Annotated in this window: 13 protein-coding genes; all 13 read left to right on the top strand. The window is 65.7% G+C overall.

Going from position 1 to position 17,256, the window contains the following annotated elements; translation table 11 throughout:
• Window positions 1-41: 41 nt before the first annotated feature.
• The 13 genes from LQV16_RS01365 to LQV16_RS01305 all read left to right on the top strand — a co-directional run bounded on the left by LQV16_RS01365 (window position 42) and on the right by LQV16_RS01305 (window position 17,233).
• Window positions 42-839 (top strand): DUF4157 domain-containing protein, encoded by a 798-nt coding sequence (locus LQV16_RS01365; protein ID WP_229992148.1) that lies wholly within the window; start codon window positions 42-44, stop codon window positions 837-839.
• 18 nt (window positions 840-857) lie between these two features.
• Window positions 858-5,120, top strand: coding sequence for a hypothetical protein (locus LQV16_RS01360; protein ID WP_229992147.1), 4,263 nt, complete (start codon window positions 858-860; stop codon window positions 5,118-5,120).
• Window positions 5,121-5,698: 578 nt separating this feature from the next.
• Window positions 5,699-7,120 carry a phage tail sheath subtilisin-like domain-containing protein gene (locus tag LQV16_RS01355; protein WP_229992146.1) on the top strand — a complete coding sequence of 474 codons (1,422 nt, stop codon included), beginning with the start codon at window positions 5,699-5,701 and terminating at the stop codon, window positions 7,118-7,120.
• A gap of 24 nt (window positions 7,121-7,144) precedes the next feature.
• Window positions 7,145-7,588, top strand: coding sequence for a phage tail protein (locus LQV16_RS01350; protein ID WP_223986860.1), 444 nt, complete (start codon window positions 7,145-7,147; stop codon window positions 7,586-7,588).
• Window positions 7,588-8,052, top strand: a complete 465-nt coding sequence (locus LQV16_RS01345; RefSeq protein ID WP_229992145.1) for a hypothetical protein — start codon at window positions 7,588-7,590, stop codon at window positions 8,050-8,052. The genes LQV16_RS01350 and LQV16_RS01345 overlap by 1 nt, the downstream gene beginning before the upstream one ends.
• Window positions 8,049-8,207: a DUF6760 family protein gene (locus tag LQV16_RS01340; protein ID WP_229992144.1), complete on the top strand. Its 159-nt coding sequence runs from the start codon at window positions 8,049-8,051 to the stop codon at window positions 8,205-8,207. Before LQV16_RS01345 ends, LQV16_RS01340 begins: the two co-directional genes overlap by 4 nt.
• A 2,778-nt stretch (window positions 8,208-10,985) precedes the next feature.
• Entirely contained in the window at window positions 10,986-11,141 is a 156-nt protein-coding gene (locus tag LQV16_RS01335; protein WP_229992143.1) for a hypothetical protein, read from the top strand.
• 8 nt (window positions 11,142-11,149) lie between these two features.
• Entirely contained in the window at window positions 11,150-11,584 is a 435-nt protein-coding gene (locus tag LQV16_RS01330) for a phage tail protein (RefSeq protein WP_223986869.1), read from the top strand.
• 15 nt (window positions 11,585-11,599) lie between these two features.
• Entirely contained in the window at window positions 11,600-12,445 is an 846-nt protein-coding gene (locus LQV16_RS01325; protein ID WP_229992142.1) for a peptidase M23, read from the top strand.
• Window positions 12,432-14,252, top strand: coding sequence for a VgrG-related protein (locus tag LQV16_RS01320; protein WP_229992141.1), 1,821 nt, complete (start codon window positions 12,432-12,434; stop codon window positions 14,250-14,252). The genes LQV16_RS01325 and LQV16_RS01320 overlap by 14 nt, the downstream gene beginning before the upstream one ends.
• Before the next feature lie 47 nt (window positions 14,253-14,299).
• Complete coding sequence (locus LQV16_RS01315) at window positions 14,300-14,713, top strand: GPW/gp25 family protein (protein ID WP_229992140.1); 414 nt, start codon at window positions 14,300-14,302, stop codon at window positions 14,711-14,713.
• Window positions 14,713-16,662, top strand: coding sequence for a putative baseplate assembly protein (locus LQV16_RS01310; RefSeq protein ID WP_229992139.1), 1,950 nt, complete (start codon window positions 14,713-14,715; stop codon window positions 16,660-16,662). The genes LQV16_RS01315 and LQV16_RS01310 overlap by 1 nt, the downstream gene beginning before the upstream one ends.
• Window position 16,663: 1 nt before the next feature.
• Window positions 16,664-17,233 carry a phage tail protein I gene (locus LQV16_RS01305; protein WP_229992138.1) on the top strand — a complete coding sequence of 190 codons (570 nt, stop codon included), beginning with the start codon at window positions 16,664-16,666 and terminating at the stop codon, window positions 17,231-17,233.
• The last annotated feature ends 23 nt before the right edge of the window (window positions 17,234-17,256 follow it).

Raw genomic sequence — 17,256 nt, 5'->3', positions numbered from 1 at the left:
CGGGCGCATCGTCGGTGTAGGTCTGATGAAAGGGGTGCGCCATGCACAGCCACGACCATGACCAGTCCGACGTCGACGTCCCGGGGGCCAAGCCGGCGCGGGCGGAAGCAGCGGAGCCTGCGGTGCTGTATCGGGCGGCGGCCGCCGCCCGGACCGACGTCGTCGGGTCCCGCGGCTTACTGGCGCTTCAGCGCGCCGTCGGCAACAGCGGTGTGCGCGGCCTCGCGGAGGAGGAAGGGTCACCTGTGCTCGACGTCGTCTCGTCCGGAGCCGGTCAGCCGTTGGAGGAGCCCGTGCGCGCTGACATGGAGGGCCGCCTGGGCCACAACTTCTCCGACGTCCGCGTCCATACAGGGGAGGCCGCCCACAATTCCGCGGCATCGGTGAACGCCCACGCCTACACGGTGGGTTCCAATATCGTGTTCCAGCGGGACAATTACGATCCCGGCTCCGACGCCGGCCGTACGATGATCGCCCACGAACTGACACATGTGGTCCAGCAGCGGAGCGGCCCGGTGGACGGGACCGCCACGGGAACCGGGGTGCGCGTGAGTGATCCGTCCGACAGGTTTGAACGTGAGGCGACCGCCACCGCCGAGCGGGCTATGTCCGCACCCGTCCCGGCCGCTCCGGCGGCACAGCGCTTCGCGGCGGGCGCCGCCGTCGTCCAGCGCGATGCTGACCAGGACACAGCCCAAGGGAGCTTTGCCGAAGGCGCCGCGCTACAGCGAGAGGAATCATTGCAGCGAGAAGAGGAAGAGGAGGAGACCGCCCAAGGGTCCTTCGTTGACGGGCGGGCCGTGCAGCGCGACGAGGCGGAAGAGGAAGAGCCGGGCTGATCCCGGCGGGAGCGGTCCATGACGACGACCTTTCACGGCGGACCCGGCAAGGTTCCGGCGCAACGCGTTGGGCCCACAGTCGCGCGCCAGGCCACCGGTACGGCGAGAACCGAGGCTACTCAGGCGCTCGCCGACGGCCGCGAAAGGGTCGGCAGGCCAGCAAGCGCCGCCGTCGGGCCATACGCCGTGCTGGCGCTCCAGCGACTGGCCGGCAACGCCGCTGTCGGTGCGCTCATGGCGGCAAAGCTGAAATCCCCCGGGGAGCAGGCAGCCACAGAGATCGACGCAGCCCTGAAGGAGATCCGAAGGGACGAGCCCGCGATCGCCACAGTAGAGAAGGGGCTTAAGGCCGCAAAAGCGGCAGGCGTACCTGTTGAACTTGAGGGCCCCAAGCCTTCGGCTTCAGCGCTCGCGGTAACGAAGACGGGCTTCGGCCCCGGGTCTGTTCCCGCCAAGAAACCGGTGCCGCCACCCAAGCCGATCCCTGCGGTCAGCCCGCTCGGGAAAGCTGCAGCCGCTAAGGTGGGCGGACCGGGGAAGGGCTCGGCCGGAGGAAAGGCGCCCCCTTCAGGGGGAGGGGCCGCACCGGCCATCTTGGCGCCCGTTGCACTGCCTGCCGACAAGCTTTTCCAGCCTCCCGTGGCACCGGTCCCTGTCCGCCCTGAGGAAGATCCGGCCTTCACTCAGGTCACGGGCAGCATCAAGGGCTTCGCGGGGGCTAAGAAGGCCCACCCTCCGGCCGCGTCCAAGGCCAAGGAGGCCCAAGGGGCCGCGCTGCCGCCGACCGACGACGTCGCAGGGCAGGCCAAGGCGGCCAAAGTCGATGCCATGGACGCCCAGCAGCCCGGTACCTTCGACAAACAGGCATTCATCGCAGCGGTCAAGGCGGCGATTGAGGCGAAGTCGCCCAAGACCCTTGAGGAAGCTGACGAATACAAGAAGTCCGGCAAAGCCGGTGAGGCGAAGGGGCAAGTCAAGGGCCTGGTCGGCCAGGGCAAAGCCGGGCAGTCCAAGGACATCGAGGCGGCCACTGCGGCCCCTCCGGATCAGTCCAAGGCTGTTCCGAAGCCTGTCACCCCGATGGCCCAGGAGCAGCCGGGCCAGGCCGTGCCCATCCCGGCCGCGGGGGCGGTGCCCAAGCCGGCACCGGCAGAGCAGCTCAACCTCGCCGCCGGCCCGCACCAGGCAAACCAGGAGATGGCCGACGCCGAGGTCAGCGAGCAGCAACTGGCGCAGTCGAACGAGCCTGAATTCCAGCAAGGCCTCGCCGACAAGAAGGCCGCAGCCGAGCATGCCCAGGCCGCGCCAGCAGAGTTCCGCCAGCAGGAACAGCAGGTCCTCCAACAGGGCAAGGCGGAGGCCGGTGCGCAGACCGCGGCGGGCGTTACTGGAATGCAAACTGCCAAGGCGACGGCCCTGGCGAACCTGATGGCCGATAAAGGCAAGACTAAGTCGAAGGACGAGTCGAAGCGCGCAGAGATCACGGCCAAGATCCAGGGCATCTTCGCGGCCACCGAAGCCGACGTGAAGAAGACCCTCGACGGGATCGATCCCAAGGTGGACGCTGCCTTCGAGAAGGGTGAGGCCGGGGCCCGTTCGGCGTTCGAGGCCTACGTCGAGGCGAAGATGTCTGCGTACAAGAAGGACCGGTACGGCGGCTGGCTCGGCGGGTACCGCTGGCTCCGGGACAAGATCGCCGGCATGCCGCCGAAGGTCAACGAGTTTTACGAGGCCGGCCGGGAGTTGTACCTCACGAAGATGAACGCAGTGATCTCCAACGTGGCGGACATCGTCGGCAACGACCTGACTGCGGCCAAGCAGCGGATCGCCAGGGGCAAGTCTGAGATCGCTGCCTACGTCAAGAGCCTCCCTGCCAACCTGCAGAAGCTCGGGTCCGAGGCGACGAAGGAAATCGGCGACAAGTTCGAGGCGCTTGAGAGCGACGTTAATGCCAAGCAGGAGTCGGTGGTTGATGCATTGGCGACCAAGTACGTCGAGGCGCGAAAGGGGCTTGACGAGCGGATCGAGACCCTGCAAGCAGAGAACAAGGGCTTGGTAGACAAGGCGATCGGCGCGATCAAGGCGATCATCAACACCATCCGTGAGCTCGCCGGGATGCTCAAGAACGTGCTCTCACGCGCGGCCGGCGTCGTCGGGGACATCATCAAGAATCCGGTGGCCTTCCTGGGCAACCTGATCGAGGGCGTGAAGGGCGGCATCCTCAAGTTCAAGGACAACATCCTTGGCCACCTCAAGAAGGGCCTGATGGGCTGGCTGTTCGGCGCACTTGCCGAGGGGGGCGTCGAGCTTCCGGACACCTTCGACATCAAAGGCATCATCAAGCTGCTCGCCTCGATCTTTGGGCTGACGTGGACCAACATCCGCAACCGAATCGTCAAGCAGATCGGCGAGCCGGCGATGGCCGCCGTGGAGAAGGGCGTGGAGATCTTCCAGGTCATCGCCAGCCAGGGCGTCGCGGGCCTGTGGCAGATGCTCCTGGAGAAACTCGGCAACATCAAGGACATGATCCTGGATCAGGTGAAGGACTTCGTGATCACGAAGATCATCACCGCCGGCATCACGTGGCTGATCGGTCTGCTGAACCCTGCCGCGGCCTTCATCAAGGCCTGCAAACTGATCTACGACGTCGTGATGTTCTTCGTGAGCAACGCCGAACGGATCATGAAGTTCGTCAACACCATCATCGACTCGGTCGCCGACATCGTGCGCGGCAACGTTAGCAGCGTGGTGAACAAGATCGAAGATGTCCTGGGCCAGATGGTCCCGATCCTCATCGGCTTCCTCGCCAGTGTGATCGGCCTCGGCGGCATCGGCCAGAAGATCCGCCAGATCATCGAGACGCTGCAGAAGCCGGTGAACAAGGCCCTCGACTTCGTGATCAAGGCCGGCCTCAAGCTCGCTGGACCGATCATCCGCGGGATCAAGGGCTTCGCCGGGAAGGTGAAGGCTGGGGCGAAGAAGCTCGGCCAGAAGGCGCTCGCGAAGGTCCGCGGAGGTGACGATACGCCGGAGGGTAAGCAGAAACGGCTGGCCAAAGCCATGGCCGCCGGGGAATCCGCGCTCCGTCGATTCGCTGGCCGGAAGGTCGCCGAACGCCTCTTGATGCCTCTCTTGTCCGCAATCAAGCTCAGGTATGGCCTGACTGAGCTCAAGCCGATCAAACAGGGAACGCGGTGGGCCATATCGGGTGCGATTAACCCAACTTCGGTCCGACTCACAGACGTAATTGCCTACATGGACGAGTCGGTTGCGGCCGCAGAATTTGCCCGAACGGCGGCCGAGGTGGAACGTCAGTTCTTCGCGACGGGCTTGGAGGGATCATCGGCGTTGGCAGTGCGGGGGCCGCACGAACAGGCGTATGCGGGTTCAGTTGCGAGGCGCGGGGCCCCTGCCATGGGAGCGACAACTCACGCCCCAGCGCCAGTCGAAGGCGTTTCAAGTGCGGAACAGATCGCGGCGAGACGAGGTGCCTTGGAGGCCCACCGCCAGTCCGGCTCGAGCAATGTCCCTCGATTCGCCATTGCGACGTCCTCCTCGGAGGGCGGGCAGTTGACGGAGATGCTGAATCCGAATCGAAGCCAACCGCACAACGTAAAGCTCAACGAAGTTGGCGCGTACGGAACGCCGTCGGCGACGGCTGCCACGGGCGATGTCATGGGAGTGGTCAGGACCCTCCGGGAGAACGGGATGTCCGACGCTCAGATCAGCCGTGTTATGCAGTTGATTTCCCGAGAAGGTCGCACGCCAACAGCAGCGATGTTGGCAGCACATGGGTTCCGCGGCGATCCGAACGAACCGGTGCGAACAGGTCGGGCTTCTCTGCCACCCGCCGCAGCTCTTCGGGCAGTGACTCAACTAACGCACGTGATCGAGCCCCTTCGATTCTTGGACCGAGGGTTTGGACTGGTGCAGCAACCTGTCGCAACCACAACGGCAATGTCACATACCTTGGTTCAATCCGGCGCCGCGAATCTAGGGGAGGTGATGGCGAGTGGATCGGCGCTGGGGCCGGCAACCCATCTTCCGCTCGGAGAGTCGGGACGGCTGAAGTCAGAGTCGATCGCACGCAGCCAAGTGAGAGTCACAATGCTCGTCGAACAGGTGAGGCAACGTTGGTCCGCCTGGGTCCTCCAGACTCAGACACACATCGTAGGCGAGTTGCGGGCGAAGGGCATCGTGAATGCACATCTTGTTCCCACCAAGGAATCGATGCTCAAGTTGTTGCGCCACTTCTACGGCCAGGCACGCAGAGGCCCTTAGAGTCCGCCTCGACCGTCCTAGTAGTGGAATCATTCCAGTGCGCGGCCCTCGATCCCGCTGTCAGTTGCGTAGAAGGCGGGCGCCACCCTGCGATCAGTAAACACGAGGACGGCACAACCGTCAGTGTCTGATCGGCACGAATAGCTTCCGCACTAGGCATACAGCCGGACGTATCGGCTCCCTCAACTCCGGATCAGGCTGGGACCCAACGTCGGGGTCTTCGAGAATGCAACATGCCGAGTGCTTCGTCGTCCGGATCGGGGCCGAGGGCAAGAGATGAAATCAGAGCACGGCAAGCCATCGTCCTTGCTACCAACCGAGCGGCCCCGATTCTGCCCCTTCGTGCACTCCACCCTTCCCATGAGCGCATCCAGATAGCCGTACCGCCGCACACGCCTCCGCGGGACCCTTGAACCACGTTTTGGGTTCACTGAGGAGACAAAATGCCGAACTATCTTTCGCCAGGTGTGTATGTAAACGAGGTCGGAGCGGGCACTCGTCCAATCGAGGGAGTAGGCACGGCAGTCGCTGCATTCGTCGGGCTTGCCGCCAAGGGTCCGGACAATGAACCAACCCTAGTGTCCAACTGGACCCAGTTCTCCGACACCTTTGGGGACTTCGTCCCAGGCTCGTACCTTGCCCATGCCGTCTACGGCTACTTCCTCAACGGCGGAGGGAATTGCTACGTGGTGCGCATCGGCGCCGACGGAGCGCGGGAGGACAAACCGAAGCAACAGCCAAAGGCAGTGACGGCGTCCCCGACGGCCGAATTCGCCGGATACCGCGTGACCGCCAAGTCCACGGCAGCCAACCCCAAGCCTGTAACGGTCGAAATTGCCGACCCAGGGGGTGAAAATCCGTCCGAGGACCAGTTCAAGATCGTCATAACGGTGGAGGGCAAGCCGCCCGAGGTCTGGGACAACGTCACCACCAAACGTGGCAACAATAACGTCGCCACCAAGATCAGCGCCGAATCGAAGATCGTCACCATTGAGGAGATTGCCACAGGCGGTGCCCTCGTCAAACCGGACAAGGGGACCATCCAGCTGGTCGCACCGGAGCCTGAGCCTGAACCGCCAACAACTGACAAGCTGAACGTGGACGACTACGTCGGCGATGCCGCCGACCGCACCGGATTCAGCGGCCTCGAGGCCGTCGACGAAGTGACCATGGTGGCCGTGCCGGACCTCCTGGCCGCCTACGAGCAAGGCGCCATCGATCTGGAAACCGTCAAAGCCGTGCAGCTCGCCGCCATTGCCCACTGCGAGCTGATGGGGGACCGCATCGCCATCATCGACCCGCCGCCCAACCTCAACGCCCAGCAGATCAAGAACTGGCGCATGGACGGCGGCGGCTATGACTCCAAGTTCGCGGCACTCTACTGGCCGTGGGTGAAGGCGTTCGACCCCAGCACCGGAACGAACCGGTTCATTCCGCCGTCGGGCCACATGGCCGGCGTCTGGGCCCGCAACGATGACACCCGCGGCGTCCACAAGGCGCCCGCGAACGAGGTGATCCGCGGCGTCACCAGCCTGCAGACCCAGATCACCAAGACGGAACAGGAACTGCTGAACCCCATCGGCGTCAACTGCATCCGCACTTTTCCTGGCCGCGGCATCCGCGTCTGGGGAGCACGCACCATGTCCAGCGACGCCGAATGGCGGTACCTGAACGTCCGCCGCCTCTTCAACTACCTGGAGGAGTCCATCCTGCAGGGCACCCAATGGGCAGTCTTCGAGCCGAACGACCCTGCCCTGTGGGCGCGCATCCGCCGCACCATCAGCGCCTTCCTGACCAACGAATGGCGCAAGGGCGCCCTCTTCGGGCTCACACCCGAACAGGCGTTCTTCGTCAAGTGCGACGAAGAGACCAACCCGGCCGAGGGCATCGACGCTGGACAGGTGGTCTGCCAGATAGGCGTGGCCCCGGTCAAGCCGGCCGAGTTCGTCATTTTCCAGCTGTCCCAGTTCTCCGGCGGCACCAGCCTCGTGAGCGAGTAATCCCAGTTCAAAAGGAGCAAGACCATGGCCCTCGGCGATTTTGACAACTCATCAGCGAACGGATTCACCGTCACGATTGACGGCATCGAAGTGCCGAGGGTGATCGAGGTGAGCGGCCTCAAGACCGAGGTCGACAAGATCGAACTGAAGCAGCAGACGAAGGACGGCAAATACGTCGTCCGCCAGCTCATCGGCCGGCCGAAAGCGGGCGAGCTGACGGTCACCAGGGGACTGACCGAAAGCAAAACCGTGACCGACTGGCTCAAGAAAGTCATGGAGGGCGACGTCGCCGGGGCCCGCAAGACTGCCGCCGTCTCACTCCTGGACTACAAAGGGGAGACGCTGAAAACCTATAACTTCGTCAACTGCTGGGTGAAGAGCGTCGAACTGAATTCCCTGAAGGCTGGCGCCACGGAGCAGGCCACAGAGAAGTTCGTCATCTGCTACGACGAATCCACTATCTCGTGATGCAGCGGACACATGGTGCGGTGGTGATGCCGGACCCGGAGGCCGATGCCCCCGGCGTCCCGGCTGACAGGAGGCCGGACAAGGGACGTCAGCCGCTCCGTACCGAGTTCAGCTTCGAGCTTCCCCGCGGCTACGTGGACCAGGACGGGACCGTCCACAAATCCGGCGTCATGCGGCTGGCGACCGCACGGGACGAACTGCTGCCGCTCTATGACGCCCGCGTCCAGGAGAATGCGGCGTATACGACCGTGGTCCTTCTGGGCAGGGTGATCACCTCCCTGGGCACGCTGGGGGCTGTGACCTCTGCCGTCGTGGAAAACATGTTCGCCTCCGACGTCGCATTCCTTCAGGACTTCTATCGGCGGATCAATGCCGAGGGCCATACCCGGATCGCTGTTACGTGCCCGGAATGCTCCCACCGTTTTACCGCCGACCTCGCCGGTGGCCGCCTGGGGGAATCATGACGTACACGCCGGACCGGATCTACGAGGAGGTGTCGTACGTGGCCTATCACTTCCACTGGCCCCTGGATGACATTCTGGATCTGGAACACGGCCAACGGCTTCGCTATGTCCGGGAGATAGCGGCAATCAACACGCGCCTGACCCAGGAACGGTGAACCATGCGGTGGCCTTGGCAACGGGAGCGGCCCGAGCCCCCGCCCGGCCAGGAACCGCGCGAAGCGGCAGCACCCGCGGCTGCTGAGCCCCGGATTGCGCCCGCCGGCTGGGCTTTCCTGCCGCCGCTGCAGCGCAGTGCCGGCAGCATTCAGCTGACGTCGGACCCGGACCATTTCACCGGCTCCCTCGCCTCATGGGGCGATCCGTCCTTCACCGGACCCATGACCCACCTGGTCAGCACACAGGCGCCGGCAGGCGTTATCGACGTCGACGGCGGCGGTCCCGATCCGGGCTCCGGCGGCTACACTGCGCCCTCAGTGGAGATGACACTGTTGCCGCCTCCGGCGCCACACGTCCGGCCGGTGCCGGGCAGGCTTGGCGGCATGCCGACGATCCAGCGCGCCGGGACCGACGGCGGCACACAGGGCGGCAACCAGCTGGGCGGCGATTGGCAGGATGGCGGTTGGCCGGACGGCGACCCCCAGGCCAGTGGAACCCTGGATGGCCTTTCCCTTACCGCGGCGGCACCGGACGCCTTTCCTGTGCTGCATGTCGATGCGGCGCCACTGCAGTCTCCGGGTTCATCCCCGGGCCCATCGGTGTCCGCACCGGTTTCGCGCGGGGAGCCCTCCGGCCCGTCCCGCACCAGGTCCACCGACGGCAGCACCTCTGACGGAAGTGCGACGTACGTTCCACTGCCGTCGGCACCGGCTGTGCAGCGGGCTTCGACCCCGGCGGACTCTTCGCCGTCATTCCGGCAAGCGCCTCACCCGCCAAGGCTGGGGCTCGGCATGCCACTGTCGTTTTCGGAGCTGGCCGCGACACCGGAGTTTTGCCCCGGGACCGCTCCCGATGTCTTCCCCGATTCTCGTCCCGGTTCCTTCCCCTTGCCGGTCCAGCGGACGTCAACCCCCGAAACCGCTGGTGCGCCCGTGGTTCCACCGGCGGCTGACGCCAGCATTCGGGGCGCCAGTGCTCCTGACGCCGTTGACGCGACCCTTCCGGGTAATGGAGGAGGAACGGCCCCCGGACCCGCGACCACGTCCGCAGTACCTTCAGATCCGCCGAGCCTCGATTCCACCGGGGCGCCGGACCCCGGGATTGGCGAGCCAGCCCCGTGGGCTGACGCCGGGACAACAACAGCGACTGTCTCCCCGCCGGCGGACGATGCCCCGGCTCCGGACGACGGGTCCGCGCCGCCGCTCTCGGCCACTGGGTCTGCCGGAGCAATTGACCGGGCAGGGGACAGTCATCCCGGTGCGAATGATCCGGCACCCCGCACCACTGAAGGAAACCCGGCAAGCATGCCGGTCGTCTCCCGTTCCGGGCACGCCGTCGACCTCCTGTCCAATGTCACTGACGCCGGTCACGGTTCGGATTCCCTGGAGACTTTCGGCGCGGTGTCTTTCCCGGCTCTGTCTTCCCCAGCGGTGTCCTCCTCCGCGGTGCGTGAAGCAGCCCGGCCTGTGAACGGGCCTCCCGAGCCCGCCCTGACAATTCATCCCGACATACCGCGGGTCGATGAGCGGCCCGCAGCCGCCCCGCTTCCACTTGTACTTGGTCCTGCCACGGGCCAACAGGCCATGCCAGCCGGCAGCCCCTCAGTTCAACGCAGTCTCTCGGACGATTCCCCAGCCGAAACGGCCCCGCACGCGGAGGAACTGACCGCGGAGGAACTGGCCGCCCCCGCCGCCGCCCTTGCTCCGGTCCAGGGTCAGAGCGCGGAATGGTCCTCCGACGAGCCACGAGCCAGCGGCCAAACCGGAGCCGTGAAACCGACAACTGACCCGTCATCCTCTCCGCATGGCTCCCTCGGGATCCAGCGCACCGCCAAGCCGGCAGCCGAGCTGCAGACCCGGGCAATCCCCACCTCAGTCGGACCGGTTGTCCTACGGATTGTCCCCGCTGCCGGCCCGGGACCGGCCACGGATACCTGGCAACGGCTGACTGCCCTGCCCGTAGCGGCGCCCGCGCCGCGCGCCCAGGCTCGGGCCTTGACGCTGCCAGCGGCAACTAGGCCAGCACACTCACCGGCGAACACTGCCTGGCCCGATGAGGGCCAACAGGGTGTCGCCGCCGCGGCAACGGCATTCGCTCCAACGGCCGACATGCCATCTGAATCCGACAATGGCCTCGGCATCGAGGGGGACTCCGGCCCCCGGACGGAATCTGGCTTTCTGGCCGATGCTGCCCCCGGCGCAGAACCGGACGCCCCACCCGGACTGAGCGCCGCCGTCGGAAGAGTCATTCAGCGGACGATTTCAGTGGAGCGATATTCAGCAGAGGGAACGCGCCCATTGGACGCGGCAGCAACCGGCTTCCCGGCCGGGTCGGCGCCTCCGACGCAAGTGCTCACCGTCCCGCCTACGCCACCACATGGCGGAGAACAGCCGGCCCGCCTGCAACGCTTGAGCGCCTCCGCGGGCCCGGTTCCCGGAACCGTCGGTTCGACGCCGGAACGTACGGCGACATTGGGATATTTTTCGAACACATCGTTCACGGCGATCCCGACGGGCCCGGGAGCCCACGCGGCCTTCGAATCCGGATCGGACAGGCCACAAGATGCAATCCTGAGTCTCGCCTCTCCGTCGCCGCAGCGGGACGAGGGCGGTGAAGCCGTTCAGCGGGAGACCGGGCTCCCGGGGAGTGATTCTGCGGCGGCTGCGCCGGTCGTTCCGGCACGGGCCGCCAGCGGGCCGGGGGAGGCCGATGGCGGCGTAGCGGTCCAGGGCGGCACGGACGCCGGTCCGGCCGGATCGGCGGAGCAAGGACCGGCAGTGAGGGGAGCAACGGCGTCGGGCATCCCGGCCGGGGCGACGCCTGAACAGCTTGAGGATCTCGCCAAGCGGCTTGCCGGACCGCTGATCCGGCGCATCAAGGCCGAAATGCTGCTGGACCGCGAGCGCCGCGGTCTGCGGACAGACACGAACTGAGGAAGATCATGTTGGAGGATGTGGATACGGCGGTCAGCGTCCGCTACACCGTGGCACTGGACAATCTGGATCTCGGAACGTTCACCACGTGCGAAGGACTGGGCTGTGAGGTAGTGATCGAGTCCCGGGAGGAAGGCGGAAACAACTCCTTCATCTGGCAATTGCCCACGCGGCTCAAATATCCCAACATCACATTGAGCCGGCCGCTCGGACGGGACACCGAAAAGATTGCCAAATGGTTCGCGGACATGGCCTCCGGCTACACCCGGTGCACGGGAATCATCGAGGCGATGACCGGCAATGGCCGGAAGATCGCCGGCTGGGAGCTTTACGACGTCGTCCCCGTGCGGTGGAAGGGCCCGTCGCTGAACCCGGACCAGCCGAAGGTCGTCATGGAGACGCTGGAGATCGCCCACCATGGCTTTGTTTCAAAGACGCGCTAGCCGAAGGAGCCAGACATGACCACGAGTGCGGTAGCGGGCAGGGCGCCAAGTACCGCTGCCGCTCCTGCAGCCGTTGCCAGCGCAGGCGGCCCTGCAGGCGCCGGCGGAGAGGCGGCACTAAAGCTCTCCCACGCGTACCTGGAACTGTTCGAACCGTCAAAGGACGGCTCGCTGGACAAGGCCGGACCCCAGCTGGGGAGGATTGAATTTCAGTTCAACCCGAAGGAGCTGACGCTGGGCAAGGCGGCCTCCTGGACCCGGCAGACCGCCAAGGGCAACAAGAAAGCGGGGCCGCCGCAGTACAACGGGCCGATGCCCTCCAAGCTCTCCTTGGAGATGTTTTTTGACGCGTCCGCGAAGCAGGACGACGCCGTGGTCAAGCGGGTGGAAAAGTTGTTTTCCTGCTGCACTCCCACCCCGGCGTCCCTGAAGCAGAACAAGGGGTCACCGCCGTGGGTGCTGTTCCGCTGGGGGCAGCTGACGGGGTCGCTGTCCTATATCGCCAGCGTGCAAGTCAAATACACCCTCTTCACGGCTGCAGGGGTTCCCGTGCGCGCCACTTGCACCGTGGCGCTTGAAGAGATAGCGGGTGATCCGCCAAAGCAGAACCCGACGTCCGGCGGCCTGGTGCCGCGACGAGTGCATGTCCTGATTGAGGGTGAGACTCTCGCCGGCATCGCCTACAACGAATACGGAAACGCATCTCTATGGCGGGCGGTTGCGGCAGCCAACCGCATTGATGATCCGATGCGGCTGCGGTCCGGCACCTCTGTGCTGCTGCCCGCCGTGAATGAGCTGCCGTCCGTGGCACTGCGGGATGGCCCGGCCGAGGGACGGGAGGTGATCCGTGGCGCACGGTGAAGAATTCAGCAACATGCTGCTGGTGGAAGTCGCCGGGCAGCCGCTTCCCCCGGATATTGCCGCACGTCTGGTTTCGGGCTACGTCGACGACAGCAGTAACGTTCCGGACCTGTTCCTGCTCCGCTTCAGTGATGAGTACTCCACAGTGCTGGACAAGGCAGGGATCAGCATCGGGGCGCCCGTCAAGCTGCTCGTCCAACAAAGCGGCCCCGGAGGCCCGGTGCCCCTGCTCTCCGGTGAGGTCACTGCCCTCGAAACGGAAATGGACCACGACGGCCTGTACACAATCGTCCGAGGCCTGGACCATTCCCACCGGCTGTTCCGGGGACGCCGCGTTGAGGCCTACCTGCAGAGCACCGCCGCGGACATCGTCCGCAAGGTGGCCCAGCGCGCCGGAATCAAGGCGGGCACGATCGACGCCAAAGGCCCCGTGCTGCAGCATGTGGCACAGGACGGCATCAGCGACTGGGACTTCCTGCACAGGCTGGCCGTCGAGTCTGGTGTGGTCCTTTCCGTGTCCGGCGGCGCGATGCACTTCACCGCGTCGACGGATGCGGCAACAGCCCCGCCGGATGCCGGCGGGGCGAGGAACGAGCCCCTGGTGCTCCAACGGGGAGTGAACCTTGTGTCCCTGCGGGGCACGGTCACCTCCGCCGACCAGGTCCCCGATGTGGAGGTCAGGGGCTGGGACGTTGCTGCGAAACGGGCCATCGTTTCCGTCGCCCCGGCAACGACCCGCAGCGCCAAGCTCCCCGAGGTGACCCCGGTTGCCCTCGCCAAGAAGTTCGATAGCCCGCGGTACGTGGCTCCGGCTACAGCGTTCGAGCAGGCGGCACAGTGCGACGCCACCGCAGCGGCCCTCGCCTCCCGACTGAGCGGCGCGTTCGCTGAACTGGAAGGTGTGGCCCGCGGAAACCCCCAGCTGCGGGCCGGTGCTGCAGTCACCCTGAATGGGGCCGGGAAGCCCTTCGACGGGAGCTACACGCTGAGCTCCTCCCGGCACGATTTCAGCCCCGACACCGGATACCTCACGACGTTCGCCGTGAGCCATGAGTCCGAGCGTTCCCTCTACGGAGTCGCGGCCGGTGGGAACGGCAGGGCTGCAGTTCCCGGCGTCGTCAACGCCGTGGTGACCGCCGCGAAGGACCCGGAGAACCAAGGCCGGGTCAAGGTGAAGTTTCCGGTCCTCTCCGACACCTACGAGAGTTGGTGGGCGCGCACCGTCCAGGCGGGGGCCGGCGCCTCGCGCGGCGCCGTCGTCCTCCCTGAGGTCGGCGACGAGGTCCTTGTTGCCTTCGGCCACGGGAGCTTCCAGCAGCCGTTTGTCCTGGGTGGCCTGTTCAATGGCAAGGACAAGCCGGACAAACCTTGGGCGGACCATGTGGGTTCCACTGACGGCGCCGTCCAACGGCGCGCATTTGTCTCCCGCACGGGGATGCTGGTGGAGTTCCTGGAATCGCCCGACGGCGAACAGCTCACCGTGAGCACCAACGGCGGCAAGCAAAAGGTCTCGCTCGTGCAGAAACCTGACGCTGGGATCCAAATCCTGTCCGAGGGCCCCGTGACCATCACGGCCAGGAAGGATGTCTCGGTCACTACGTCCACGGGAGATGTGGTCATCAAGGGCAAGAACGTGACCGTGGAAGCGACTTCGGGCCTGGACCTGAAGGGAGCGTCGGTGAAGATCACGGGCAGCGGGTCGGCCGAAGTGAAGGCCCCGAGCGTCAAGGTGGCTGGCGACGCGACGGCCGAGCTGTCCGGCGGTGCCACGACCACGGTCAAGGGCGGCCTGGTCCGCATCAACTGAACCCCAACGCAACAGACAAGTCCGCTGGGGGAATAGGAGGCAGCAAGGTGGGACAGGAATTCATTGGTGCCGGCTGGGCCTTCCCGCTGCGCACCGACCGGACCGGCAGCATCGCGCTCGTTCATGACCAGCGCGAGATCGAGGAGAGCATCCACCTCATCCTGGCGACCTCTCCGGGCGAGCGGCCGATGCGCCCGGAATTCGGCTGCGCGATCCATGATTATGTTTTTGCACCGGCAGACGCGGCAACAGCCGGCGACATCGCCTACGCGATCCGGGTGGCGCTGGACCGCTGGGAACCCAGGATCGACGTCGAGAAGGTGCTGGTCCATTTTGACGGGGCCGACGACGGAGTGCTGCTGATCGATGTGCAGTACACCGTCCGGGGAACCAACGACCCCCGGAACCTTGTCTTTCCCTTCTACGTCATTCCGCGCACCGGTCAGGAGGCTGCTTCCTAATGCTCCCGTCACCCAACCTTGATGACCGCCGGTTCCAGGACCTTGTGGATGACGCCAAACGCATGGTCGCGCAGTATTGTCCGGAGTGGACCGACCACAATGTCTCCGATCCCGGCGTCACCCTGATCGAAACATTCGCGTTTATGGTGGATCAACTCTTCTACCGGCTCAACCGCGTACCTGACCGCCTCTACATCGCATTTCTGGAACTGCTCGGTGTCACGCTGCATCCGCCGACCGCCGCCTCCGTTGAGCTCCTGATGTGGTTGTCAGCACCGCAGCCGGACACTGTCGTCATTCCGCAGGGAACAGAGGTGTCGACCCGGCGCACCGAAGAGGACGAGGCGGTGGTCTTCACGACGACAAGGGACCTGACCGTGCCGCCCAGACGGCTGGGCCACGTCATGACGCAGGGCCGCGGGGGAGTTCCTGTGCCCCATTCCGAGGCTTTGCACGGGGACGGGGACTTCGCCTGCTTCGGTACGCCACCGCTGCCGGGGGACGTGCTGCTACTCGGCTTGAACGATCAGGCGCCTTCCTGTGCGGTGGCCCTGCGGTTCGCGTGCGAGGTCCGGGGTGTGGGCGTAAACCCCCGCAACCCGCCGCTTGTCTGGGAGGCCTGGGATGGCGCCGACTGGGCATCATGCGAGCTGGACAGCGACGGGACCGGCGGGCTCAACCGGCCCGGCGACGTGATCATCCATGTGCCACACACGCACACGGCCTCACTGATGGGGGGAGTCCGAGCGGGCTGGCTGCGATGCCGCGTGGTGGACCCGAAGGACGGCTACCCGCCCTACAGCGCTTCCCCCACTGTGCGTTTCGTGAACGCTTTCACTATCGGCGGGTCTGTTCCGGGCGTCCATGCAGAGACGATTGCCGGTGAGGTTATCGGGATGTCCGAAGGTGTTCCGGGACAGTCGTTTGAATTGGGGCGTCACCCCGTAGTTCCCGGCGGCGAGCCGTTCGTGGTGGAGATCGCCTCCGGTTCCGGCTGGGATACCTGGACCGAGGTGGACTCGTTCGCAGGATGCGGTCCTGAGGACCGGGTCGTTGCCTTCGACCGCACGGCCGGCCTCGTCCATTTCCCCCCTGCTGTGCGCGAGCCCGACGGCTCGCTGCGCCATTACGGTGCCGTCCCGCCTGCCGGTAGCCCCGTAAGGGTTCCGCTGTACCGCACGGGCGGGGGACCCACGGGTAACGTTGCTGCCCGGGCACTGTCAGTGCTTCGGTCCAGCATTCCCTTTGTCAACAGCGTCGAGAACCGCCGTGCCGCCCACGGCGGAGTGGCTCCGGAAACCATCGAACAGGCCAAGCTCCGTGGGGCCCTTGCATTGCGGACCCGCGACCGGGCCATCACAGCCGAAGACTACGAGCAACTGGCGAAGCGCGCCGCCCCGGACATTGCCAGGGTCCGGTGCATCCCGGCCAACGGTCCTGACGAGGCTGGCGGAGTCAGGGTGCTGGTGGTTCCGGCGGCTGTCCCGGACAAAGATCAGAGGCTGACATTCGAGGATTTGGTGCCGGACGAAGAGACGCTCTCTGTGGTCGCATCGTATCTGGACGCACGCCGTCCGGTGGGCACAAGGGTCGTGGTAGAACCGCCCTACTACCGTGGGGTGACCGTCGTCGCCCAACTCACAACGCGGCCCAGAGTGTCGCGCGAGGCGCTGAAGCGCAACGCGCTCCGGGCGCTCTACGAGTATTTTGATCCAATCCGGGGCGGTCCGGACGGAGAAGGATGGCCGTTCGGCCGTCCCGTGCAGGCAGGCGAAGTCCATGCGGTGCTTCAACGGCTGGCCGGAACCGAAATCGTCGACGAAGTGCTGGTGTTCGCGGCCGACCCCATCACGGGCCAGCGTGGTGAGCCACAGCAACGCGTTGAACTGGAACGGAATGCGTTGGTGTTCTCCTTTGACCATCGTGTTCGGGTGACGGAAGGGGTCTGAGATGCGGGGCATGGTAGAGGGTCTGCCCAGCGCGGTGCCGCTGGCCGCCGGGCTGCCGGCCGTGCTGCAGGAAGACGCCTTCCTCCAACGGTTCCTGCTCGCCTTCGACGACGCCCTGGCCCCGGTATTCACGACGCTGGACGGCCTCGACTCCTACCTCAATCCCAGCTTGGCCCCTGAAGACTTCCTGAATTGGCTGGCCGACTGGGTGGGCGTACGCCTGGACGAGTCATGGTCCACGGCACGGCGCCGCGACGTTGTGGCGCACGCCGCAGCGATCCACCGCCGCCGAGGCACCGTCCCGGGGGTCGCCGACGCTGTCAGGCTCGCCGTCGGAGGTGTGGTGGACGTCGAAGTTGAAGACAGCGGTGGCACCACCTGGTCCTCGACGCCGGGCACGGAATTGCCGGGCAGGCCCGCCGCGATGCTGCACATACGGGTCTACGCTGCTGCCCGGGAGGACGTGAATATCCGGCGACTGGAGGGCATTGTCAATGCCGTGAAACCGGCGCATGTTCCCCATACCCTGGAGATAGTGCCCGCAGTTGCCCCCTACGCTGACGATTCCTGAGGAGCCCGCGGTGCTGATCTGTG

The organism is Arthrobacter sp. Bi26 (assembly GCF_918697925.1).
In the GTDB taxonomy this organism is placed as follows: Bacteria; Actinomycetota; Actinomycetes; order Actinomycetales; family Micrococcaceae; genus Arthrobacter.
This window is presented reverse-complemented; position numbering and strand designations above follow the sequence as displayed.

Coding starts and splice junctions, on each gene's coding strand:
- LQV16_RS01340 (WP_229992144.1), top strand. CDS start 8,049: ATGACGTACACGCCGGACCGGATCTACGAGGAGGTGTCGTACGTGGCC.
- LQV16_RS01330 (WP_223986869.1), top strand. CDS start 11,150: ATGTTGGAGGATGTGGATACGGCGGTCAGCGTCCGCTACACCGTGGCA.
- LQV16_RS01350 (WP_223986860.1), top strand. CDS start 7,145: ATGGCCCTCGGCGATTTTGACAACTCATCAGCGAACGGATTCACCGTC.
- LQV16_RS01310 (WP_229992139.1), top strand. CDS start 14,713: ATGCTCCCGTCACCCAACCTTGATGACCGCCGGTTCCAGGACCTTGTG.
- LQV16_RS01305 (WP_229992138.1), top strand. CDS start 16,664: ATGCGGGGCATGGTAGAGGGTCTGCCCAGCGCGGTGCCGCTGGCCGCC.
- LQV16_RS01345 (WP_229992145.1), top strand. CDS start 7,588: ATGCAGCGGACACATGGTGCGGTGGTGATGCCGGACCCGGAGGCCGAT.
- LQV16_RS01365 (WP_229992148.1), top strand. CDS start 42: ATGCACAGCCACGACCATGACCAGTCCGACGTCGACGTCCCGGGGGCC.
- LQV16_RS01360 (WP_229992147.1), top strand. CDS start 858: ATGACGACGACCTTTCACGGCGGACCCGGCAAGGTTCCGGCGCAACGC.
- LQV16_RS01325 (WP_229992142.1), top strand. CDS start 11,600: ATGACCACGAGTGCGGTAGCGGGCAGGGCGCCAAGTACCGCTGCCGCT.